The following is a 23,036-nucleotide window of genomic DNA, read 5'->3' as shown; positions in this document are numbered from 1 at the left end:
GGAGCGCGACCTTGAGTAGCGAAATCATCAAAGTGCCCGACATCGGTGGCGACACCGACGTGGAAATCATCGAGATCGCGGTGTCGGAAGGCGACGTCATCGAGCCCGAGGACACCCTGATCACCCTGGAATCCGACAAGGCCTCCATGGACGTGCCGGCGCCCAAAGGCGGCAAGGTCCTCAAGGTGCTGGTCAAGGAGGGCGATACCGTCTCCGAGGGCGACGACATCGTCGAGCTCGAGGCCGAGGGCGGCGGCGACGCCGAGCCCGAGCAGCCCGCCGAGGCAGCGTCGGAGGCGCCGGCCGAGGCCGAACAGGAGGCCCCGGCCAAGCCGGAGCCGGCCGCCAAGCCCGCCGCCGGCGGCAGCCAGACCGTGGACATCAAGGTGCCCGACCTGGGCGGCTCCAGCGACGTCGAGATCATCGAGGTGGCGGTGTCCGAGGGCGACGAGGTGGCCGAAGAGGACACCCTGATCACCCTGGAGTCCGACAAGGCCTCCATGGACGTGCCCAGCCCGCATGCCGGCAAGATCGCCAGCCTGACCGTCAAGGAGGGCGATACCGTCTCCGAGGGCGACATCATCGGCACCATGCAGATCGCCGGCGGCGGTGAGCAGGCGCCGGCCGAGCAGGCCGCCCCCGAGCCCGCCGCCGAACCGGCGCCGGCCGCCGAGTCGCAGCCGGCGGATCAGCCCGCCGGCGGCGGCGAGCCCCAGCGCCGCGAGGTGCGAGTGCCGGACCTGTCCGGCTCCAGCGACGTGCCGGTGATCGAGATCGCCGCCAGTGTCGGCGACGAGGTCGCCGAGGAAGACCCGCTGATCACCCTGGAGTCCGACAAGGCCTCCATGGACGTGCCGAGCCCCTTCAAGGGCAAGCTGGTCGAGCTGACCGTCAAGGAGGGCGATACCGTCTCCGAGGGCGACCTGATCGGCTATATCGAGACCGCCGGAGAGGCTCCCGCGCCCCAGGCCGCCCCGACTCAGGGCGAAGCCAAGGCCGAGGCACCGGCCAAGCCCGAGCAGCCGGCCAAGGCCGCCGAGCCGGCGGGGCGTCCCAGCCCCGAGGCTCAGATGGCCGCCCACAAGCCGCGCGACGGCAAGCTGGTGCACGCCGGACCGGCGGTGCGCATGCTGGCCCGTGAGCTCGGCGTCGACCTCGGTCTGGTCAAGCCCAGCGGTCCCAAGGAGCGCGTGCTCAAGGACGATGTCCACGCCTACGTCAAGCAGGTGATGGCCGGCCAGGCCAAGGCACCTTCCGCGGCCCCCGCCGGTGCCGAGGGCGGCATGGGCATTCCGCCGATCCCGGATCAGGACTTCAGCCAGTTCGGCGAGGTGGAAGAGAAGAAGATGGGCCGCCTGATGAAGATGGGCGCCACCAACCTGCATCGCAGCTGGGTCAACATCCCGCATGTCACCCAGTTCGACGAGGCCGACATCACCGAGCTCGAGGCCTTCCGCAAGTCGATGAAGGCCGAGGCCGAGGCTCAGGGCGCCAAGCTCACGCCGCTGCCGTTCCTGATCAAGGCCTGTGCCTTCGCGCTGCGGAAATTCCCGCAGTTCAATGTCAGCCTGAAGAGCGATGGCGAGACCGTGGTGCACAAGAAATACGTGCACATCGGCATCGCCGTGGACACCCCGGACGGTCTGATGGTCCCGGTGATCCGCGACGCCGACCAGAAGTCGCTGATCGACCTGGCCAAGGAGTCCGTCGAGCTGGCCGGCAAGGCGCAGTCGAAGAAGCTCAAGCGCGAGGAGATGACCGGTGGCTGCTTCACCATCTCCAGCCTGGGCTCGATCGGCGGCACCGCCTTCACGCCGATCGTCAATCCGCCGGAGGTCGCCATCCTCGGTGTTTCCAAGGCGTCGATGAAGCCGGTCTGGGACGGCGCGGCCTTCCAGCCGCGGCTGACCATGCCGCTGTCGCTGTCCTACGATCACCGGGCGGTCAACGGCGCCGATGCGGCCCGCTTCACCGCCTTCCTCGGCCAGGTGCTGACCGACATCCGTCGGCTGCTGCTCTGATCGAGGCTCGGTGAGCCACGACCGACGGCGCCGCGAGGCGCCGTCGGCGTTTTCGGGCCGGGGAAGACCAAAGTGCTAGGAGGAACAGCCCGTTGAGCGCGAAGGATTTTTCGGATCGCTCGGGAGGCTGCGGCTTCGTGTCGCTTGTGTGACGACGACGGCATCGGTATGGTTCGCTATTCTCGTTTCCTCGTCTCTACGAACCATCCCAATTCCAAGGAGCTAGTTTCGATGCGTGTGATCCTCTTGGGTGCACCGGGGGCCGGCAAGGGCACCCAGGCCCAGTTCATCTGTGAGCGCTATGGCATCCCGCAGATCTCCACCGGTGACATGCTGCGTGCCGCCGTCAAGGAAGGCAGCGAGCTGGGGCTCAAGGTCAAGGAGATCATGACCACCGGCGGGCTGGTGTCCGACGACATCATCATCGCCCTGGTCAAGGAGCGCATCGCCCAGCCCGATTGCGCCAACGGCTTCCTGTTCGACGGCTTCCCGCGCACCATCCCCCAGGCCGATGCCATGAAGGAAGCCGGCGTCAAGCTCGACCACGTGCTCGAGATCGCCGTGCCGGACGAGGAGATCGTCAACCGCCTGGCCGGCCGCCGCGTGCACCCGGCCTCCGGCCGCGTCTACCACGTCGACCACAACCCGCCGAAGGAAGCGGGCAAGGACGACGTCACCGGCGAGGCGCTGATCCAGCGCGACGACGACAGCGAGGCCACCGTGCGCAATCGCCTGTCGGTCTATCACGAGCAGACCGCGCCGCTGGTCGACTACTACCAGCAGTGGGCCCAGCAGGCCCCCGAGGCCGCGCCGGCCTACCACAAGGTGGAAGGCGTGGGCAGCGTCGACGACATCACCAACCAGGTGACCGCCGCCCTCGAGAGCTGAGAAAAGTCGGGCTTCCTGCTGCGCTCGGGCTCTTTGTGAAGAGATGATCGCCGGCGGTGCTGGTTTCCGAGCCTGGCGATGCTTCGGCTTGTGCCCCCGGCTCTCGTCGCTCGCGACGGAATCCCGCGCTTTTCTGCATCCCGGTAACGGCCCGCATTGCGCGGGCCGTTGTCGTATAATGCCCCGACACTTCCCGCACCGTTAGAGACCCATGCCGATCCTGCTGGCCCTGGATGCCTCCTCGAGCGCCTGCTCCGCCGCCCTGTTGCGGCGTCGCGACGGCGCCGCCGACGAGTTGATCTCCCGCTTCGAACTCACCCCCCGCGCCCACACCCGCCGGCTGATGCCGATGGTCGACGAGGTGCTGGCCGAGGCCGGCCTGGCCCCGGCCGAGCTGGACGCGGTGGCCTATGGCCGCGGCCCGGGCTCGTTCACCGGGCTGCGCATCGCCGCCGGCACTGCCCAGGGCCTGGCCTTCGGCCTCGACCGGCCGCTGCTCGGCGTCTCGACCCTGCAGGCGCTGGCCCTCGGCGCTCATCGACGCCATCACTATCGCTACCTGATCACCGCCCTGGACGCGCGCATGGGCGAGGTCTACGCCGCCGCCTGGCAGTGCCGCCAGGGCCGGGTCGAGTGCCTCGTCGAGGAGGCGGTGCTGCCCCCCGAGCGACTGCGCCTGCCCGCCGGCCATGACGATCACGACTGGATCGGCGTGGGCTCCGGCTGGACCCTGTGGGAGGCCATGCCCGCCGAGGTGCAGGCGGGGCTCGGCCAGTGCCTGCCCGACCTGGAGGCCGCCGCCGAGGACATGGCGCTGCTCGCCGCCGACGCCTTCGTCGCCGGCGAGGGGCGGCCCGCCGCCGAGGTCCAGCCGGTCTACCTGCGCGACCGGGTCGCCTGGCAGAAGGGCCGATGAGCGCGGTCGCGGTGGCGGGCGATGCGGCCCTGGCCGCGCGCTGGGGATTGTCCGAGCGCGACGCCCTGCCGCCGGGGGAGGCGCCCGCCCTGACGCTGTGCCACGAGGATGGCCGGCTGGTGCTGGCCGGTGATCCCAGGACCTACGGCAAGCCGCTGACGGTGGATTTCGTCGCGGGCCGCGCGGCCCATCGGCGGCGCTTCGGCGGCGGGCGCGGCCAGTTGATCGCCAAGGCCTGCGGGCTGGCCAGGGGCGTCACGCCCTCGGTGGTGGATGCCACGGCGGGACTCGGCCGCGATGCCTTCGTGCTGGCGACCCTCGGCGCCGAGGTGCTGATGATCGAGCGGGTGGCGGCCATCGCCGCACTGCTCGACGACGGCCTGGCCCGGGCGCGTGACGACCTGGATACCGCCGAGATCGCCGCGCGGCTGCGCCTGGCCCATGGCGACGCCGGTCGCGAACTCGACGCCCTGGTGGCGGAGGCCGAGGTGGCGCCCCAGGTGATCCACCTGGACCCGATGTTTCCCCATCGCGAGAAGTCGGCGCTGGTCAAGAAGGAAATGCGGCTGTTCCGCGAACTCGCCGGCGACGACGCCGACGCCCCGCGGCTGCTGGAGGCGGCGCTGGACGTGGCGACCCACCGGGTGGTGGTCAAGCGGCCGCGCAAGGCGCCGCCCATCGACGGCCCGCCTCCCCGCCATGTGCTGGAGGGCAAGACCAGTCGCTATGACCTCTACGTCCACCGCTCCCTGGGCAACGCCTGAAAAGTGTCTGGGCTCGGCCATACGGCGTTAAACATCGGCTCGTGCGCGAGTCCGATCGAGGTCCTCATTGACGGCTCGTCAACTCGCACGCGAGCCCGGTCCGGCTTTTGACTCGCGACATCCATGTCGCTCGCTCTACGAGCAGCGAAGCTGCCCAAATCGGCACTCCCTGCCGATTTGTCGCTGATGCTTGCCTTGCGACCCACAAGGGTGTGGGAAGTGCGTTGGCCCGTCGGGAACGGGCCTAGCCCAACCTTCGCTCGCCGACGTTTCAGACGCCGCCTGAAACGTCTAACTATCACTGCTCCGGGCGGTCTGCCGCGGCGCCGCCTCGGACGGCGACTCTCTCCAGCCGCTGGCGCAGCGCCGGGTCGAACAGCGAACGGCTGTGCCGGGCCGCCTCGCGCAGTGCCTCGTCGTAGTGCAGACGGTCGTCGCGGACCCTCAGCCAGCCCTCGCTCGCCAGGCCTTCCACCAGGCCGTCGAACAGTCGCACATCGAAGAACTCCGGGGCCGCCCGACCGGTGAGCCGCGCCAGGCGTTCGGCGCGCTGGCGGGCGTGGTCGGCGAGGCCCTCCCGGCTGAAGTGGCCCGGCGGCTCGTCGAGCAGGGCCGCGACCAGCAGGTAGCCGCGCTCCAGGGTCGGGCGCATCAGCCGCCCCAGCATGCGCAACTGCTCGGCCTCGACCAGCCCCTCGGGACGCCGCCAGCCCCGGTCGTCGGCGACCAGCAGCCCGGCCCGGGCGAGCTGCCCCAGCATGGTTTCCAGCGCCTCGCCGAGCGAGGGCGGCGGCGCGATGGACAGCTCCTGGACCAGCACCGGCCAGCCCGGGGCCAGCAGCCCGGTCAGCGTTTCCCGGTCGTGGCGCCCATGGTGGCGGAAGGCGAAGGCCGCCAGGCCGGCCAGTGCGAAAAGGTGCAGGACGTTGTTGCGGTACCAGCCCAGACGACTGACCTGACGGGCGTCGGCGGTGACCAGGTCGCCCAGCGGATGGGGCCGATAGTCGACCAGGCCCAGGGCGCGTGCCTGGTCGATCCAGTCGCGGGGCGTTCCGCCCGGCAGGCCGTGCTGGGGAGCGCCGGGGTGCGGGCGCTGCAGCTCGGCGAGCAGGGCCAGTTGACGCTCCAGCAGCTCGGCCTCGATGGCCTGGTGAGGCGTGGACAGCAGTCCCAGGGCGACCAGGTTCACTGGATTGAGCGTGGCGGCGGCGTTGATGCGCCGGGCCAGGGTCCGGCCGAGCCGCGATACCGCCTGCGCTCGCCAGGCCGGTCGCGGATCGCCGAGGTCCCGTCGCCAGTCGGGCTGGCACTCATCCAGGAAGGCGTCCAGGGCCAGCGGTTCGCCGACGCTCACGGCCACCCGGCCATGGGGCTGGCGCAGCCGGCCGAGCACGCCGAACAGCGCCAGCGGGCTTTCCCGACGCTTGGCGCCGCCGGCCAGCTCGTGCTGATAGCTGGCCTCCTCGAGGATGCGCTCGTAGCCGATATAGACCGGCACGAACGACAGCGGTCGAGCGTCGCCCTCGCGACGGCGCAGGAAGGAGCCCAGCGTCATGGCTAGCATGCCGGGGCGCGGCGCCAGCAATCGGCCGCTGCGCGAGCGGCCGCCCTCGATGAAGTATTCCAGGCTATGTCCCCGCGACAGCAGCCGATGCAGGTATTCGTCGAAGACCCGGGCATAGAGCGCTTGGCCGCGAAAGCTGCGGCGCATGAAGAAGGCGCCGCCGCGACGCAGCAGCGGGCCGATCAGCGGCATGTCGAGGTTGCGGCCGGCGGCGATGTGCGGCGGCATCAGGCCCTCGGAATAGAGCACATAGGACAGCAGCAGGTAGTCGATATGGCTGCGGTGGCAGGGCACATAGACCAGGGTGTGGTGTCCGGCCAGGGCCTTGATCCGTTCCAGGCCGTGCACCTCGACGCCGTCGTAGAGCCGGTTCCATAGCCGCCCGAGCAGGCCGTCCATGAAGCGCAGTACCGGATAGCTCATGTTGGCGGCGATCTCCCGCCCGTAGCGTCGGGCGCGACGGCGCAGACGGTCCCGGCTGGCGGGGGCGTCGGCGGCCAGTTCGTCGATGGCGCGCTCGACGCCGGGACTCGCCACCACGCCGGCGATCAGGGTACGGCGATGCGAGAGATCCGGGCCCAGCACCCGGCCGCGGATGCGCCGGAAGTGGACCCGCAGCAGGCGGGCGACCTTGCGCTCGACGATCGCCGGATCGCGGCCGTCGGCCAGTTCCGAGAGCCGCAGCGGGGCCCCGACGTGCACTTCGAGGTCGCGGCCGTTGACCAGCACCGCCAGCAGCCGGCGCAGTCGCCCGGTGAATCGCCAGCCGTCGGCCGCCAGCAGGTGCCAGACGCCGAAGCGCTTGCCGGGCGCCCGCCCCCAGAACACGCTGACCGGCACCAGCTGCGCGTCCTGGCCGGCGTCGATCAGCCGACGCAGCGTCGTCGGTCGCGCCCGCCGGCGCCGCGCCACGGGGAGGGCGAGCAGGGCCCCCAGCGGCCGCTCGCCCAGCGGGTGGCGCGCCGCGGCGGGCGGCAGGCCGCAGCGCTCGGTCAGATGCTCGAGCAGTAGCCCATCGGACAGGGCGGGCCGCGGCAGCACGTAGACGGTCGGGAGGTCGGGGGCGAGGTCCAGGGTGGCGGGAGAGGGCTCGATCCGCCGCACCCGGACCCAGGCGGCGAGCAGCCGGCGCAGCGGGCGGCGCCACGCCCGAAACAAGTAGGCCATCCGGTTGCCTGTGTGGTCGCATGTGCGGCCAGTATACGCATGGCGGCGCCGCCGGGTCAGTGATGTCGCCACGAGCGGCGCGACGCCCGGGGCGATGCGGCAAGCGTCCGGACGACTTTCCCCGGTGGGGCAAACATGCGTCAATGAACGCTGTCATCGCGGCCAGGGAGGCCCCATGCACGGCATGTGGCGGGACGATAACCAGTTCGAGCTGCTGCCCGAGGCGGCGCGCTTCCTGCCGGCCATGTTCGAGGCCGTGGACGGCGCCCGACACTCGGTGCTGATCGAGCTCTACCTGATGGCGTCGGGGCGCCTGGCCGATGCGGTGATCGAGGTACTGGCTCGGGCCGCGGCGCGCGGGGTGTCGGTGCTGCTGCTGCTGGACGGCTATGGCGGCATGGGGCTCGCCGACGAGGATCGGCGCCGGCTGGCGTCGGCCGGCGTGGCGCTGTGTTGGTTCAATCCCCTGGGCTGGCACTCGCTGGCCCGCAACCTGACCCGGGACCACCGCAAGCTGGTGGTGGTGGACGGCGAGGTGGCCTTCACCGGCGGCTTCGGCGTCGTCGATGATTTCCTCGAGGCGTGGTACGAGGTGGCGGTACGCATCGAGGGGCCGGTGGTGGCGGACTGGGTGCGCCTGTTCTCGCGCCTCTGGGACTCGCCGATGGCGCGCGGTGCCGGTGCGCCGGCCCTGGTGCATGGCCTGGAGAGCGCCGCCGCGACCCGCGCGGGCCGGGGCGGCATGCGGGGACGGGTGGTGTGGGGGCAGGGCTATCGCTACCAGGCCATCCGCCATTCCCTGCAGCGACGGGTGAGCGGCGCCCGGCGACGCATCTGGATCTGCACGCCCTACTTCGTGCCGACCCTCAGCCTGCGACGGCGACTGGCCCAGGCCGCCCGCGGCGGCGTGGAGGTGTGCCTGCTGCTGCCCGGCGGTCGCCACGACCATCCCGGGGTGCGCTACGCCGGGCAGCGCTTCTACGGCCGCCTGCTGCGTGCCGGGGTGCGGATCTTCGAGTTCCAGCCGTCCTTCATCCACGCCAAGTTCACCCTGGCCGACGACTGGGTCAGCCTGGGATCGTGCAATTTCGATCACTGGAGCCTGCAATGGAACCTGGAGGCCAACCAGGAGGTGGAGGATGCCCGCTTCGCCACCGAGGTGGCCGAGCTCTTCCGGCGCAACTTCGCCGCCAGCCGGGAGATCCAGCGCCAGGAGTGGGCGCGTCGCCCACGACTCCAGCGCCTCCGGGAGTGGCTCTACGGCACCCTCGATGGGCTGCTGACGCGGCTGCGCTAGCTATGGGCTATGAGCTGTGGGCTATGAATTACGAAGTACAGGGAGTCTGCCCGCTGCCCGCTGCCCGCTGCCGCTTAGCGTTTCCGCTTGCCCCGTCCGGCGGGCTGCTTGCGGCGCGGCTTGGGCTTGGGCGTTTCCGGGGGGACCCGGTAGTGCAGGTAGAGGTCCAGCACCAGCTCGGGCAACTGGCCGGTCAGGGTGTCCAGCCGGTCGCCGTCCTTGGCCAGTTCGGCCATGTCCGGCTCCTCGTCGAACAGCCCGGAGAGCAGCATGAAGGGCAGCAGCAGGGTGGCGGCGGCCTCCTCGTCCTCGGCGAACCAGGCCGCCTCGTCGAGGAAGACGCCTTCCATGAAGCCGGCGCACCAGTCGCCGATCGGCGTTTCCTCGGGCGGCATGCCGCCGAGCTCGAGGTCGAAGGGCAGCTCGGGCAGGCCGCCGCCCTCCAGCACCGTGATGGCGGTGTGCCGCAGCCGCTCCAGCAGCCGCAGCACCTCTTCGCGCTCGGCGTCGTCACCGAAGGCGGGCTCGCCGTGGAAGAGTTCCGGCACCCAGGTGGCGGGGGGCACGTCGCTGGGCGACACGGCCAGGGCGACCAGGAACCCGTGAGCGCCGATCAGGTCCAGGGCGTCGGCATCGACGCGCTCGGACTCGAGGAAATCGTCGAGCCGATCCAGGGCCTCGTCGTCGAGGAGCGGCAGGGGCTGGGGCTTGTCGTCGGACATGTCTCTCCACTCGCAGGTGTCGCGCAGGGCTTTACGCCATCGAAACGGGGCGCCATTCTAGCATCCCATGACCGTTCCCGCGTTGCCCGATCCCGATCCAGAGTGGCTGGCCGGCCTCGACGCCGAGGCCGCCCGGGCGGCGCTGCTGGCGCGGACCGAGGCGGCCTGGTCGCTGTGTCGCGAGGTCCACGAGCGGCTGCCGAGACCCGGCGTGTGGCTGGACCTGCGCGGCCGCTCGGCCGGCCAGGCGCACTTCGGCCGCGGCGGGTTGCGCTTCAACCCGATGCTCTTCGACGAGAATCGCCATCCCTTTCTGGTCGAGGTGGTGCCCCACGAGATGGCCCATTGGCTGGTGCACCACCTCGAAGACGGCCACCGGGCCAGGCCCCATGGCCACGAGTGGCGCACGGTGATGCGTCGGCTGTTCGGGCTCACGCCGCGTACCACCCACCGCTTCGATACCGCCCGCTCGAGCCCCGCTCCCCATCGCTATCGCTGCGCCTGCCGGGAGCATGCCTTCACCGCCCGGCGCCATGCCCTGGCGCGCGCCGGGCGTGCCTATCGCTGCCGGCGATGCGCTCAGACCTTGGTCTACTGCGGCCTAAGGGGGCTTGGAAATTAGTCTTAAGCCTTTGTTATGAAAAAGAAAACCGCTCATACCAATGTCTAAGGGGAAGGCATGTCGTCGGGGAGGTATGCTGAAATCATCTTATGGCGCCGGTCGCCACGACCGGCATCGTCAACCTGAAGGGGCCACCCCGAGGACAGAGGCAATCCCATGAGTGATCAACCGCACGTCCATCCGGTACGCGAGGACATCGCCGCCAAGGCCTGGGCCGACAAGGCGACCTACCAGGCCATGTACCAGCGCTCGCTGGATGATCCGGAAGGCTTCTGGGCCGAGCAGGCCGAGCGCCTCGACTGGTTCCGGGCACCGACCAAGGTCAAGCACACCGTCTTCGGCGCCGACGATGTCGACATCCGCTGGTTCGAGGACGGGCGTCTCAACGCCAGCGTCAACTGCCTGGACCGCCACCTGGAAACCCGCGGCGACCAGGCCGCGATCATCTGGGAGGGTGACGATCCCAAGGATGCCAAGACCCTGACCTATCGCCAGGTGTTCGAGCGCACCTGCCAGCTGGCCAATGCCCTCAAGGCACTGGGCGTGACCCGTGGCGATACCGTCACCCTGTACATGCCGATGATTCCCGAGGCGGCGATGGCCATGCTGGCCTGTGCCCGCATCGGCGCGGTGCACTCGGTGGTGTTCGGCGGTTTCTCCCCGGACGCCCTGGCCCAGCGGGTCAAGGACGCCGGCTCCAAGGTGGTGATCACCGCCGACGAGTCGGTGCGTGGCGGCAAGCATGTGCCGCTTAAGGACAACGTCGACGCGGCGCTGAGCCGCGAGGGCACCGACGTGGCCGAGAAGGTGCTGGTGGTCCAGCGCACCGGCGGCGAGATCGACTGGAAAGAGGGTCGCGACGTCTGGTTCCACGAGCTCGTGGATCAGCAGTCCACCGACTGTCCGGCCGAGGAAATGGGCGCGGAGGATCCGCTGTTCATCCTCTACACCTCCGGCTCCACCGGTGCGCCCAAGGGGCTCAAGCACACCACCGGCGGCTACCTGCTGCACGCCGCCATGACCCACCAGTACGTCTTCGACTACCAGGAGGGCGAGGTCTACTGGTGCACCGCCGACGTCGGCTGGGTGACGGGACACAGCTATATCGTCTATGGCCCGCTGGCCAACGGCGCCACCACCCTGATGTTCGAGGGCGTGCCCAGCTATCCGACCAACGGCCGCATGGGCGAGGTGGTCGACAAGCACCGGGTCAACATCCTCTATACGGCGCCCACCGCGGTGCGGGCCCTGATGGCCCACGGCGACCACGTCATGGACTCCAGCTCCCGGGACAGCCTGCGCCTGCTGGGGTCGGTGGGCGAGCCGATCAACCCCGAGGCCTGGGAATGGTTCTACCGGGTGATCGGCAAGGAGCGCTGCCCGATCGTCGATACCTGGTGGCAGACCGAGACCGGCGGCATCATGATCGCCCCTCTGCCTGGGGCCACCGACCTCAAGCCGGGCTCGGCGACCCTGCCGTTCTTCGGCGTGCAGCCGGCGCTGGTCGACAACGAGGGCAATATCCTCGAGGGCGCCACCGACGGCAACCTGGTGATCCTCGATTCCTGGCCGGGCCAGGCGCGTTCGATCTGGAACAACCACGAGCGCTTCCTGCAGACCTATTTCGCGACCTACCAGGGCATGTACTTCACCGGCGACGGCTGCCGCCGCGACGAGGACGGCTACTACTGGATCACCGGCCGCGTGGATGACGTGCTCAATGTCTCCGGCCACCGCATGGGCACCGCCGAGATCGAGTCCTCCCTGGTGGCCCACGAGGCCGTGGCCGAGGCCGCCGTGGTCGGCTTCCCCCATGACATCAAGGGGCAGGGCATCTACATCTACGTGACCCTGGCCGACGACGTGGAGCCCAGCGACGCGCTCAAGAAGGAACTGACCCAGTGGGTGCGCAAGGACATCGGGCCGATCGCCTCGCCGGACGTCATCCAGTGGGCACCGGGCCTGCCCAAGACCCGCTCGGGCAAGATCATGCGCCGCATCCTGCGCAAGATCGCCGCCAACGAGTGCGACGGGCTCGGCGATACCAGCACCCTGGCGGATCCGTCGGTGGTCGAGGAACTCATCGAGCACCGCGCCAACCGCTGACCGGGGCTCCCCGCGGGGAGCCAGGTGACCACGGAGCCGGCCCGCGAGGCCGGCTTCTTCATGGTGCGGGACGGGATGTCGACAATGGTCCATGAGTGCTTGGGCATCGCCTCGGCCATGGGGTAACATGCCGTAAACGATAAAGCGTCCCGCAGGCGGCGGCCGGCCCCCCGCTGCTCCCGGATCCGGAGGAGAATCCATGGCCTTTGCCCAGAAATTCATCGTCGCCGATGATCATCCGCTGTTCCGCGCCGCCCTGACCCAGGCGCTGCGCCAGGTGGCCCCCCAGGCCGAGATCGTCGAGTCCGACACCATGGAGGCCACCACCGAGGTCGTCACCCGCCATCCGGATGCCGATCTGATCCTGCTGGATCTGCACATGCCGGGGGCGCATGGCTTCTCCGGGCTGATCCAGCTGCGCGGCCAGACGCCGGATATCCCGGTGGCCGTGGTCTCGGGCAGCGACGAGCTGCATGTGGTGCGTCGCGCCATCGACTACGGCGCCTCCGGCTTCATTCCCAAGTCCTCGTCGCTGTCGCTGATCGCCGAGGCGGTGGGCGAGATCCTCGACGGCGAGGTGTGGTTGCCGGAGGAGATGGCCGAGGCGCTGGGCGAGGCCGACGAGGAGGAGGCCCGCTTCGCCGAGGCCATCGCCTCGCTGACGCCCCAGCAGTTCCGGGTGCTCAACATGCTCACCGAGGGCCTGCTCAACAAGCAGATCGCCTACGAGCTGAACGTCTCCGAGGCCACCATCAAGGCCCACGTCACCGCCATCCTGCGCAAGCTCGGCGTGCACTCCCGCACCCAGGCGGTGATCGCCGCCCAGAAGCTCGAGGTCGAGCCGCCCAAGGTGGAGCAGTCCTGAGTCGAGCCACCCCCGAACGGCAAGCCGTCGGCCTGAGACGGGAAACAGAATCGCCCCCATGGTCTTGCCATGGGGGCGACTTCGTGTTGGCGACCGACCGCCCCTCCGCTAGGCGCTAGGCGCGCGGCTGGCCTGGAGCGTGCGGGTCAGCAGGGCGCGCAGGGCGGCGGGGCGTACCGGCTTGAGCAGCAGGTGGTAGCCGGCGCGCTTGATCGTCTCGGCGACTTCCTCGGTGCGATCGGCGGTGATCACGATGCCGGGCACGGCGCCGTCCAGGCGCTCGCCGAGGGCCTCCATGGCCATCAGGCCGGTGACCTCGTTGTCCAGGTGATAGTCGGCCAGTATCGCGTCCGGGTCCGAATCGAGATGGCGCAGCACCGACTTGGCACCGCCGATCGAGGTGGCGGTGAACACCTCGCAGCCCCAGCCGGAGAGCATGGCCTTCATGCCCTCCAGGATCAGCGACTCGTTGTCGATGCACAGGATGCGCTTGCCGGCCAGCTTGTTGCCGGCGCGGCGCGGGCGGCCCTCCTCGGGGCGCTCCTGCTCGCGGGCGGCCACCACCGGCACGCTGACCGCGAACACCGTGCCCACACCTTCCCAGGAGCGCACCCGGATCGGGTGGTCGAGCACCCGGCTCATGCGGTCGGCGATCGACAGCCCCAGGCCTAGGCCCTTCTCGCTTTCCTTGTGGCGCGAGGCCTGGTCCAGGCGGCGGAACTCCTGGAAGATCTCGGCCTGCTTGGCCTCGGGGATGCCGGGGCCGGAGTCCCACACCTCGATGGACAGCCGCTCGCCCTGGCGCCGGCAGCCGAGCAGCACCCGGCCCTCCTGGGTGTAGCGGATGGCATTGGACAGGAAGTTCTGCACGATGCGCCGCAGCATCTGGGCATCGCTGTCGACCCATTGCCCGGTGGAGACCACCACCAGGTCGAGGCCGCGGTCCTCCGCCATCACCTCGAACTCGGCGCGCAGCGGGCGGAAGACGTCGGCCAGGGCGAAGTGGCTGCGCCGCGGCGTCAGGGCCCCGGCGTCGAGCTTGGAGATGTCGAGCAGGGTGCCGAGCAGCTCCTCGGCGGCCTGCAGCGAGTTGTCGATGTGGCCGATGGTGCGCCGCATGTCGGTGGCGTCCATCTCCTGGGACAGCGCCGAGGTGAACAGCCTGGCGGCGTTGAGCGGCTGCAGCAGGTCGTGGCTGGCCGCGGCCAGGAAGCGGGTCTTGGAGGCGTTGGCGTCCTCGGCGACCTGCTTGGCCTGGCGCAGGGCCTGCTCGGCCTCGGCGCGTACCCGGTTCTCCTGGCGCAGGGCGGCGTTGGCCTCGGAAAGCGCCTGGGTCCGCTCGCGAACGCGCTCCTCGAGGGTCTCGTTGGTCTCCTTGAGGGCGATCTCGGCGCGCCGGCGCTCGGTGATGTCCTGGTAGAGGGCGAAGAAGCCCAGGATGGCGCCGCTGTCGCCGAAGTGCGGCGTGTAGGTGACCAGCATGTAGCGGATCCCCTCGGCCAGCGACAGCGAGACCTCGAAGCTGACCCGCTCGCCGGCGAGCGCGCGCTCGATCCAGGGCTCGCGCTCGCGGGCCAGGGCGCTGGGAATCACCTCCTGGAGGGGCTTGCCGATCACCGCGTTGCGGTCGATGGCGAAGGCCTGCTCGTAGGCGCGGTTGGTGAAGAGGTAGCGGCACTCCTTGTCGAAGTAGGCGATCAGCGCGGGCACGTTGTCGGTATAGATGCGGATGTTGTTCTCGGAGCGGATCAGCGCTTCCTCGATGCGCTTCTGCTGGGTGATGTCCTGGTAGGTGTAGACGAAGCCGCCGCCGGGCATGGGGTTGCCCTGGACCTCCAGCACGCTGCCGTCCTGGCGGTAGCGCACGTAGCGGTGGGGCTGGCCCTCGCGGATGTTGTCGAGCAGCAGCTGGACGTGTTCCTCCGGGTCTCCGGGGCCGTACTCGCCGCTGTGGGCGTTGTAGCGGAAGATGCGGTCGATCGGCGCGCCGACCCGGATCAGGTGGTCGGGGAAACGGAACAGCTCCAGGTAGCGCTGGTTCCACACCACCAGCCGCAGGTTCTGGTCGACCACGCTGATGCCCTGGTTGATGTTCTCGATGGTGGCCTGCAGCAGGGCGCGGTTGAATTCCAGCACCTGGGAGGCCTCGTCGACGATCGAGATCACATCCGAGATGCCGATGCCGCGGCCCTGGAGCGCCGAGTTGACGACGATGCGCGCCGAGGAGGCGCCGAGGACCGAGGCCAGGAAGCGTTCGGTGAACTGGATGACGTCGATGGAGGCCCGGGCGTTGTCGTCCAGCGGCGTGCCGGTGCGCCGGGCGTAGTCGTCGAAGGCCCGGCCGACCTGGTCGGCGCTCAGGAAGCGCTCGCACAGCACCTTGAGGTCGCCCACCGTGGTGGCCCCGGTCCAGGGGCGGTTCACCGAGGTCTGACGGGTCTCCACGCTGTCGACGAACAGCGAGGCCTGGATGCGCTCCACCACGCGCTGGGGCGTCATCTGGGAGACGAAGATGTAGCTGACCAGGTTCACCCCCAGCGACAGCATCACGCCGTGGGTGAAGCCGTCGCCGACGTTGAGGCCGAACAGCGAGGTGGGCGACAGCCAGCCGATGCCGAGCGGGCCGCCGTCGAGCCAGGCCTCGGGCAGCACGCCGGCGCCGATCATCGCCGGCATCAGCAGGCTGTAGGCCCAGATGGCAAAGCCGGCGTTCATGCCGACGATGACCCCCAGGCGGTTGCCACGCTTCCAGTAGAGGCCGCCGATCAGCGCCGGGGCGAACTGGGCGGCGGCGGCGAAGGACAGCATGCCGATGGCGGCCAGCGAGCTGAAGTCGCCGATCAGCTGGTAGGCGCCATAGGCCAGGGCCAGGATCACCGCGATGGTGATGCGTCGGGCGCGCAGCACCAGCCGGCCGTAGTCCCGGGCCTTGGTGTCGAACCAGCGCAGGCGGAACAGCGCGGGGATGACGATCTCGTTGGAGATCATGATCGACACCGCCACCGCGGCGACGATGACCATGCCGGTGGAGGCCGAGAAGCCGCCGATGAAGGTCAGCAGGGCCAGCCACTCGCTGCCGGCGGCCATCGGCAGGGCCAGCACGTAGCTGTCCGGGTCGACGCTGCCGTCGGCGAACAGGGTCAGGCCGGCGGCGGCCAGCGGCAACACGAAGAAGGCGAAGGCCACTAGGTAGAGCGGGAACAGCCAGCGCGCCTTGGCGGCATCGTCGCGGTGGGTGTTCTCGACCACCGCCACATGGAACTGGCGGGGCAGGCAGAGGATCGCCAGCATCGCCAGCAGGGTCTGGGCCCAGAAGCTCTGACCGAAGTCCTGCTGGGCCAGCTGGCGCTGCAGCTCGAGCTGGATGTCGGCGAAGGCCAACAGGTCGCCGAGGCCGTCGAACATGCCCCAGGTGACGTAGGCGCCGAGCACCAGGAAGGCCACCAGCTTGACCAGCGACTCGAAGGCCACCGCATGGATCAGCCCCTCGTGATGCTCGGTGGCGTCGGTATGGCGGGTGCCGAACAGGATCGCGAACAGTGCCATCACCGCGGCGACATAGAAGGCGGTGTCGCCGAACAGCGGGGCCCGGGTGATGTCCGACGCCTCGGTGAGCACGCTGAAGGAGGTGGACACCGCCTTGAGCTGCAGCACGATGTAGGGGAGGGTGCCGATCAGCGCCACCAGGCTGGCGAAGGCGGCCAGCGACTGGGTCTTGCCGTAACGCGAGGCGATGAAGTCGGCGATCGAGGTGACGTTCTGGTGCTTGGCGACGCGGATCATCTTGGCAAGCACCGGCCAGAACAGCAGCAGGGTCAGGATCGGCCCGACGAAGATGCTGGCGAACGACCAGCCCGAGGTGGCCGCCTGACCCACGGCGCCGTGGAAGGTCCAGGAGGTGCAGTAGATCGCCAGCGCCAGGCTGTAGACCACCGGACGTCGGCGGCTGGCGCCGTGGCGGCGGGCCAGCCGGTCGCCGCGCCAGGCGATGGCGAACAGCACGGCGATGTAGAGCAGCGAAACGGCGATCAGCAGCCAGCCAGCGAACATGGTCATCTCCCTCGGGTTCCCGACCATTCTAAGGCTCGCCAGAAAACTGTCCACGCTCGGCAGGTGGGAGTGGCCGGCGGTCAACCGGCCGGGATGGTCGGTCTCAGGCGTTCGGGCAGACCGCCTGGCGCAGCGGGTCGCCGTCGGCGAGCCTTCGCATGGCTTCGGTCTGCGGGCGGCCGCCCTCTTCCTCGAGCGGCACCAGCTCGCCGGAGTCGCAGTTCAGCAGGTGGGGGCGATGCGCGAGACGGTCGGCGGCGCCCATCTCGAAGCGATAGAGGATGAACTCGGCCAGTGGCTGGCCGTCGGCCCGCGAGCGCGACAGCCCGTCCTCGTCGATCACCGTGAAGGCCGTGGTCAGCGGCACCACATAGGTCCAGGGTCGCCAGAAGGCCGGCCGCTGCTCGCTGGCCACGACACGGGCCGAGTCGGGCAACTGAGAGCGCTTGTGATCGAACCAGGTGTACTCGTGGTGGACCTGGTAGGCGATCATGCCCAGGCCGGCGAAGGCCGGCACGATCCAGCGCGGCAGCCGCTGGGCGGAGAGCAGGCGCAGCAGCAGGGCGATGCCCGCCGCGCCCAGCCCGGCGAAGATCGCCGCGATCAAGTGCCAAATCATAGACAGCTTCCTGACAGCAGTCGGGCTTCCCGCAGGAAGCCCGACATGAGAGTGGGGGGCCGGCGCCGTCACGGCGCCGGGATGAGTATGACTCAGTGGTCGACGGCGGTGCCAGCGCCCTTGGGATAGCGCACGCTCTCGACCAGGTCCTGGATCTCCTGGGGCGGCTCGGCGGTCGCCCTGGAGACGGCGAAGGCCACGGCGAAGTTGATGATCGCCCCGACCGCGCCGATGGACAGCGGCGAGATGCCCAGTACCCAGTTCTCCGGGGTGTCCGCCAGGTTGTTGGTGCCCGGGATGAAGAACCAGCCCTTGTAGACGAAGATGTAGACCAGGGTGAAGACCAGGCCGGTGAGCATGCCGGCGATGGCGCCGTGGTTGTTCACCCGCTTGGAGAAGATCCCCATCATCAGCGCCGGGAACAGCGAGGCGGCGGCGATGCCGAAGGCCAGTGCCACCACCTGGGCGGCGAAGCCCGGGGGGTTGGCGCCCAGGTAGGTGGCCACGATGATGGCGACCGTCATCGAGATCCGCGCCGCCATCAGCTCGCCCTTCTCGGTGATGCGGGGATTGATGGCCCCCTTGATCAGGTCGTGGCTGATCGCCGAGGAGATGGCCAGCAGCAGGCCCGCGGCCGTGGACAGCGCCGCGGCCAGGCCGCCGGCGGCGATCAGGCCAATCACCCAGCCCGGCAGGTTGGCGATCTCGGGGTTGGCCAGCACCAGGATGTCATTGTTGACCGACAGCTCGTTGCCTTCCCAGCCGCGCGCTTCGGCGGTCGACGCGAAGGCTTCGGTGTCGTTGTAGAGCTGGATGCGGCCGTCGTCGTTCTTGTCCTCGTACTGGATCAGCCCGGTTTCTTCCCAGGTGCGGATCCAGCCGGGACGCTCCTCGTAGAGGATCGGGTTGGTCGTCGCGTCCTCGACGTTCTCGACCTGGCCGGCCATGTCGGGATAGACGGTGGTGGCGATGTTGAGGCGCGCCATGGAGGCCACGGCCGGTGCGGTCAGGTACAGCAGGCCGATGAACACCAGGGCCCAGCCGGCGGACCAACGGGCGTCGGCGACCTTAGGCACGGTGAAGAAGCGGATGATGACGTGGGGCAGACCGGCGGTGCCGATCATCAGCGACAGGGTGAACAGCACCATGTTGAGCTTGTTGTCCACGTCCGCCGTGTACTCGTTGAAGCCGAGCGCGGTGACCACCTCGTTGAGTTTGGCCAGCAGCGGCACGCCGGATTCGCTGTGATCGGAGAACAGCCCCAGCGGCGGCAGCGGGTTGCCGGTCAGCTCCAGGGAGATGAACACCGCCGGGATGGTGTAGGCGATGATCAGCACGATGTACTGGGCCACCTGGGTGTAGGTGATGCCCTTCATGCCCCCCAGCACCGAATAGAAGAAGATCACCACGGCGGCGATGATCAGGCCGGTGGTGGCATCCACCTCCAGGAAGCGCGAGAAGGCCACGCCGGCGCCGGCCATCTGGCCGATCACGTAGGTCACCGAGGCCACGATCAGGCAGATCACCGCGACCATGCGCGCCTGCTTGCTGTAGAAGCGGTCGCCGATGAACTCGGGCACGGTGAACTTGCCGAACTTGCGCAGGTAGGGGGCCAGCAGCATGGCCAGCAGCACGTAGCCGCCCGTCCAGCCCATCAGGAAGGTGGAGTTGGCGTAGCCGCCGGCGGCGATCAGGCCGGCCATGGAGATGAAGGAGGCCGCCGACATCCAGTCCGCGCCGATGGCCATGCCGTTGGTGATCGGGTGCACCCCGCCGCCGGCGACGTAGAAGTCCTTGGTCGAACCGGCCTTCGCCCAGATGGCGATGCCGATATAGAGGGCGAAGGAGGCGCCCACGAAGAGCACGTTGATGGCGAATTGACTCATGCTGGCTTACTCCCCGAGCCCGTATTGCTTGTCCAGCCGATTCATCTTCCAGGCATAGAAGAAGATCAGGACGATGAAGGTGAGGATGGAACCCTGCTGGGCGAACCAGAAGCCAAGGTCGGTGCCACCCACGGGAATGCCTGCCAGCAGCGGGCGAAGCAGGATGGCGCAGCCATAGGAAACGGCTGCCCAGACGACCAGGCAGCCGGCGATCAATCGCAGGTTCGCCCTCCAGTAGGCTTCGGCATTGGATGTCTCTTCAGCCATGATGTTGCTCTCCAGTTGTTGTTGGGGTCCGGGGCCTGCATCGGTCCGGTGGTATCGCCTGCGGGCGCGGTTGGTACGCCCGTGTCACGGCGATGTCGTGGACGCCTGCCGCGGAGTGGGCCACGGGGTGGTCGCGGGTCGCGACGTTTCCCCCGGGCTTCCCGCCTTGGCAGGACAGGGTGGACCGGCGCCACCTTCCCGGTTTCATTGTCATGACACCTCGTCGATGGGCGACGCTCGTTGCCCATCACCCAACGGTAATGCTGGTCAACAATGTCGGAAAATTCATCGCAGACTTTCGTATCATGAGTGGAAAACGATTTAAAAGGTTTTTCAATATCATAACTTAATCAGTTATTTACAGTCTGTCTTTCGTGTTTTTTCGGAAGCGTGCCGGCGGAATGTTGAACGATCGTCTATTCGATGACCGAAGGCATGCTCGGCTCTGGACGGGAAGTATTAGTACCTTGGTAGGGGCGCCGAAGGTCGATGGTCGATTTGCCGGCGTATCGCCGGTTATGACCTTGGTCGTAACCGCACGTCGGATGAAGAGGCGGTCGTCGGTTCGCGTATAACACCATGGTCTAGATTCTGGCCGGGAGTCCGGCTTTGCTACTCTGGGAGCATAGCTTTCCGCTCCCGTCAGACCTTACTCCCGGAGGCGATTCTCCGGCCCGCTGTCGAAGGGAATGGCGCGGAGGTTTCCGTGACGAGGGGCCGTCGATGGTCGATGTCGATCTCACCCAACCGCCGTTCAGCCTGCTGGATGATCCGGGGCGGGAGTGTGTGCGCGGGAGTCTCGACCTCGCCTACTTCGATCGCGACGAGATCATCCTCGAGGCCGGCCAGGCCGGGGAGAATGTGTTTCTCATCCACAAGGGCGAGGTCGCCGAGCTCGATACCTCCCGTGCCGGCGAGGACGAGCGTATCGGCCACTACACCGGCGGCGACCTGTTCGGCGCCATCAGCATTCTCAATGGCCAGAGTCGCTATCGCTTTCGCGCCGAGCAGGAGACGCTGTGCTACCTGCTGCCCAGGGCGCTGTTCACGCGGCTGTGTCACGAGCATCCGGCCTTCGCCGAGTTCTTCCGCCAGCGCCTGGCCCACAAGACTCGCCTGCTCAGCGAGCGACGCGCCGATGGCGGCATCAGCATGGCCGGCTTCATGCTGGCGCGGGTGGCCGAGTGCATGCGCCCGCCGCTGTGCCTCGACGCGGACGCCTCGATTGCCGAGGCGGTGCGTCGCCTGCACGAGGGGCATGCCGACAGCCTGCTGGTGAAAGGCGCGGCCGGCCCCGGCATGGTCACCAAGACCGACCTGCTGGAGGCGCTGGTCCTCGAGGGGCACGGGGCGGATAGCCCGCTCGCCTCGCTGGCCCGGTTCGCGCTGATCACCGCACGGCCCGACCAGTACCTCTTCGAGGTGCTGGTGATGATGACCCGTCATCGCGTGGAGCGGGTGGTGGTCGTCGAGGAGCAGGCGCCGGTGGGGGTGGTGGAGCTGACCGACGTGCTCAGCTTCTTCTCCAGCCGCAGCCATGTGGTGAGCCTGCAGGTGGAGCAGGCCGACGACATGGCGTCGCTGGCCGCGGCCAGTCGTCGCACGCCCGAGCTGGTCAGCGCGCTGATGGCCCAGGGCGTCAAGTTGCGCTTCGCCATGGGCCTGCTCGCGGCCCTGAACGGGCGCATCATCCACAAAGCCTGGGCGTTCTCGATCGCCGAGCGCTATCGCCGTGACAGCTGCCTGATGGTGATGGGCAGCGAGGGGCGCGGCGAGCAGATCCTCAAGACCGACCAGGACAATGGGCTGATCCTCGACGACGGCCTGGACTGGCCGGACTGCATCGAGCGGATGGCTGACTTCACCGAGACGCTGGTGGGCCTGGGCTATCCGCGCTGTCCGGGCAATATCATGGTGTCCAATCCCGACTGGGTGGGCAACGAGCGTCAGTGGAAGGCGCGCATCGCCCGCTGGGTGGAGCAGCGCGACGGTGACAGCCTGATGAAGCTGGCGATCATGCTCGATGCCCAGGCGGTAGCCGGCAAGGCGGCGCTGCTCGAGCGGGTTCGGTCCGCGCTCTTCGAGCAGGCCTCCCGGGACGAGCTGTTGCTGTCGTATTTCGCCCGGCCGGTGCTGCGCTTCTCCACGCCGCTGACGCTGTTCGGCTCGTTGAAGAAGCCCCAGCACGGCATCGACATCAAGAAGGGCGGCATCTTCCCGATCGTGCACGGCGTGCGGGTCATGGCGCTGGAGCGCGGCATCTCGGCGACCGGGACCCTGGAGCGCCTGGATGCCCTGGTGGCGGATGGACGGCTGGACGAGCGCTTCGCCGAGGACCTGGGCGAGGCCCTGGCGCTGTTCACCCAGCTGCGCCTCGAGCAGCAGCTCGCCCGTCGCGAGGCCGGGGGGGCGCCGCCCAGCGCCGAGCCGGACCGGGTGGTGGTGCAGTCGCTGTCGTCGCTGGAACGCGACCTGCTGCGCGAGGCGCTGCATATCGTCAAGGACTTCAAGCAGCGGATCTCGCACCGCTATCACCTGGAATATTCATAGGGGCCTGACACGCCTCGCCGTACGGGAGCCCGATATGCTCAGAACCCTGCGCCGCGTGGTCGACCGCCATCGCCATGCCCATGGCCGCTATGGCTGGCTCTTCCATCCCTATACCGGGGAGGAGCTGGTGGCGCTGGCCGTCCAGGACACCGGGGGCGAGGCTCGGCTGGCCGAGCCGCTGGTCATCGCCGCGGTCCGCCTGCGCGGCGATCGAGTGCTGACCAGTGAATCGCTGGAGCTGCGCCTGGCCCGGCCGTCGGGCCTCGACGTCGAGAGCCTTCGCCACCACGGCCTGCGCGGCATCGACCTGGCCGATGGGGTGGCCATGGACCGGGCCCTGGACGGCCTGCTGGATTTCGTCGGCAATCGACCGCTGGTGAGCTGGCGGCTGGATCGAGAGCTCGCGGTGCTCAACCGCCCGCTACGCGCCCGGTTCGGCTTCGACCTGCCCAATGCCGGCATCGACCTGGCCCAGCTCTACCAGCGCCGCCAGCGCCATCATCATCCGCAACTCGAGCCGCTGGTGCCCTTCTCGCGAGCCGCCGAGCGCCTCGGTGTCCCGGTGATGGGGCGGCACAGCGCCCTGGGCACGGCGGTGACCACCGCCCTGATGCACCTGCGACTGGCACGGGACGCCGCCGCGCCCCGCCACAGTGGCTGACCCGGTGCATCGCCAGTCCCTGGCGAGGGTGATAGCATAGGCGCCCGTTCCACTCCTGAAGCCCTGGCAGC

Annotated in this window: 16 protein-coding genes; 10 read left to right on the top strand and 6 right to left on the bottom strand. The window is 69.0% G+C overall.

Annotated elements, in window-relative coordinates:
- Nucleotides 1-11 precede the first annotated feature (11 nt).
- The 4 genes from aceF to ACXAFN_RS07880 all read left to right on the top strand — a co-directional run bounded on the left by aceF (nucleotide 12) and on the right by ACXAFN_RS07880 (nucleotide 4,589).
- Complete coding sequence (gene aceF, locus ACXAFN_RS07895; protein WP_474987724.1) at nucleotides 12-2,021, top strand: pyruvate dehydrogenase complex dihydrolipoyllysine-residue acetyltransferase; 2,010 nt, start codon at nucleotides 12-14, stop codon at nucleotides 2,019-2,021.
- A gap of 231 nt (nucleotides 2,022-2,252) precedes the next feature.
- Nucleotides 2,253-2,909: an adenylate kinase gene (gene adk, locus ACXAFN_RS07890; RefSeq protein ID WP_474987722.1), complete on the top strand. Its 657-nt coding sequence runs from the start codon at nucleotides 2,253-2,255 to the stop codon at nucleotides 2,907-2,909.
- Between the two features lie 211 nt (nucleotides 2,910-3,120).
- Nucleotides 3,121-3,825, top strand: coding sequence for a tRNA (adenosine(37)-N6)-threonylcarbamoyltransferase complex dimerization subunit type 1 TsaB (gene tsaB / locus ACXAFN_RS07885; RefSeq protein WP_474987720.1), 705 nt, complete (start codon nucleotides 3,121-3,123; stop codon nucleotides 3,823-3,825).
- Complete coding sequence (locus tag ACXAFN_RS07880) at nucleotides 3,822-4,589, top strand: class I SAM-dependent methyltransferase (RefSeq protein WP_474987718.1); 768 nt, start codon at nucleotides 3,822-3,824, stop codon at nucleotides 4,587-4,589. Before tsaB ends, ACXAFN_RS07880 begins: the two co-directional genes overlap by 4 nt.
- Before the next feature lie 298 nt (nucleotides 4,590-4,887).
- Here ACXAFN_RS07880 and plsB read toward each other — a convergent pair whose 3' ends face one another.
- Nucleotides 4,888-7,320 carry a glycerol-3-phosphate 1-O-acyltransferase PlsB gene (gene plsB, locus ACXAFN_RS07875; protein ID WP_474987717.1) on the bottom strand — a complete coding sequence of 811 codons (2,433 nt, stop codon included), beginning with the start codon at nucleotides 7,318-7,320 and terminating at the stop codon, nucleotides 4,888-4,890.
- Nucleotides 7,321-7,495: 175 nt separating this feature from the next.
- Between plsB and ACXAFN_RS07870 the strand changes: the two genes are divergently transcribed.
- Nucleotides 7,496-8,617, top strand: coding sequence for a phospholipase D-like domain-containing protein (locus ACXAFN_RS07870; RefSeq protein WP_474987715.1), 1,122 nt, complete (start codon nucleotides 7,496-7,498; stop codon nucleotides 8,615-8,617).
- Between the two features lie 74 nt (nucleotides 8,618-8,691).
- Here the strand turns inward: ACXAFN_RS07870 and ACXAFN_RS07865 are convergent, their stop codons facing one another.
- A complete protein-coding gene (locus ACXAFN_RS07865) occupies nucleotides 8,692-9,339 on the bottom strand; it encodes a YecA/YgfB family protein (protein WP_474987713.1) in 648 nt (215 codons plus the stop codon).
- A gap of 67 nt (nucleotides 9,340-9,406) precedes the next feature.
- On the opposite strand from ACXAFN_RS07865, the gene ACXAFN_RS07860 reads away from it, so the two are divergent.
- From ACXAFN_RS07860 to ACXAFN_RS07850, 3 genes are all read left to right on the top strand, one after another.
- The gene (locus ACXAFN_RS07860; RefSeq protein ID WP_474987711.1) at nucleotides 9,407-9,961 is read left to right on the top strand and encodes a SprT family zinc-dependent metalloprotease; all 555 of its coding nucleotides are present in this window, start codon (nucleotides 9,407-9,409) and stop codon (nucleotides 9,959-9,961) included.
- A 156-nt stretch (nucleotides 9,962-10,117) separates the two neighbouring features.
- Nucleotides 10,118-12,067, top strand: coding sequence for an acetate--CoA ligase (gene acs, locus ACXAFN_RS07855; protein ID WP_474987710.1), 1,950 nt, complete (start codon nucleotides 10,118-10,120; stop codon nucleotides 12,065-12,067).
- 199 nt (nucleotides 12,068-12,266) lie between these two features.
- Nucleotides 12,267-12,932 (top strand): LuxR C-terminal-related transcriptional regulator, encoded by a 666-nt coding sequence (locus ACXAFN_RS07850; RefSeq protein WP_474987708.1) that lies wholly within the window; start codon nucleotides 12,267-12,269, stop codon nucleotides 12,930-12,932.
- A gap of 108 nt (nucleotides 12,933-13,040) precedes the next feature.
- Here the strand turns inward: ACXAFN_RS07850 and ACXAFN_RS07845 are convergent, their stop codons facing one another.
- The 4 genes from ACXAFN_RS07845 to ACXAFN_RS07830 form a co-directional block, all read right to left on the bottom strand.
- A complete protein-coding gene (locus ACXAFN_RS07845; RefSeq protein WP_474987707.1) occupies nucleotides 13,041-16,982 on the bottom strand; it encodes a hybrid sensor histidine kinase/response regulator in 3,942 nt (1,313 codons plus the stop codon).
- A 103-nt stretch (nucleotides 16,983-17,085) separates the two neighbouring features.
- Nucleotides 17,086-17,601: a hypothetical protein gene (locus ACXAFN_RS07840; RefSeq protein WP_474987705.1), complete on the bottom strand. Its 516-nt coding sequence runs from the start codon at nucleotides 17,599-17,601 to the stop codon at nucleotides 17,086-17,088.
- A 92-nt stretch (nucleotides 17,602-17,693) separates the two neighbouring features.
- Nucleotides 17,694-19,487 (bottom strand): sodium:solute symporter family protein, encoded by a 1,794-nt coding sequence (locus ACXAFN_RS07835; protein WP_474987703.1) that lies wholly within the window; start codon nucleotides 19,485-19,487, stop codon nucleotides 17,694-17,696.
- A gap of 6 nt (nucleotides 19,488-19,493) precedes the next feature.
- Complete coding sequence (locus ACXAFN_RS07830) at nucleotides 19,494-19,754, bottom strand: DUF4212 domain-containing protein (RefSeq protein ID WP_474987702.1); 261 nt, start codon at nucleotides 19,752-19,754, stop codon at nucleotides 19,494-19,496.
- A 723-nt stretch (nucleotides 19,755-20,477) separates the two neighbouring features.
- On the opposite strand from ACXAFN_RS07830, the gene ACXAFN_RS07825 reads away from it, so the two are divergent.
- Together ACXAFN_RS07825 and ACXAFN_RS07820 are read left to right on the top strand one after the other, a co-directional pair.
- Entirely contained in the window at nucleotides 20,478-22,304 is a 1,827-nt protein-coding gene (locus tag ACXAFN_RS07825; RefSeq protein ID WP_474987701.1) for a putative nucleotidyltransferase substrate binding domain-containing protein, read from the top strand.
- A 34-nt stretch (nucleotides 22,305-22,338) separates the two neighbouring features.
- A complete protein-coding gene (locus ACXAFN_RS07820; RefSeq protein ID WP_474987699.1) occupies nucleotides 22,339-22,965 on the top strand; it encodes a 3'-5' exonuclease family protein in 627 nt (208 codons plus the stop codon).
- Nucleotides 22,966-23,036: the final 71 nt, after the last annotated feature.

The organism is Halomonas sp. ABH4_019, assembly GCF_056159885.1.
The sequence above is the reverse complement of the archived record's forward strand: the minus strand, read 5'-3'. Positions and strand labels throughout refer to the sequence as shown.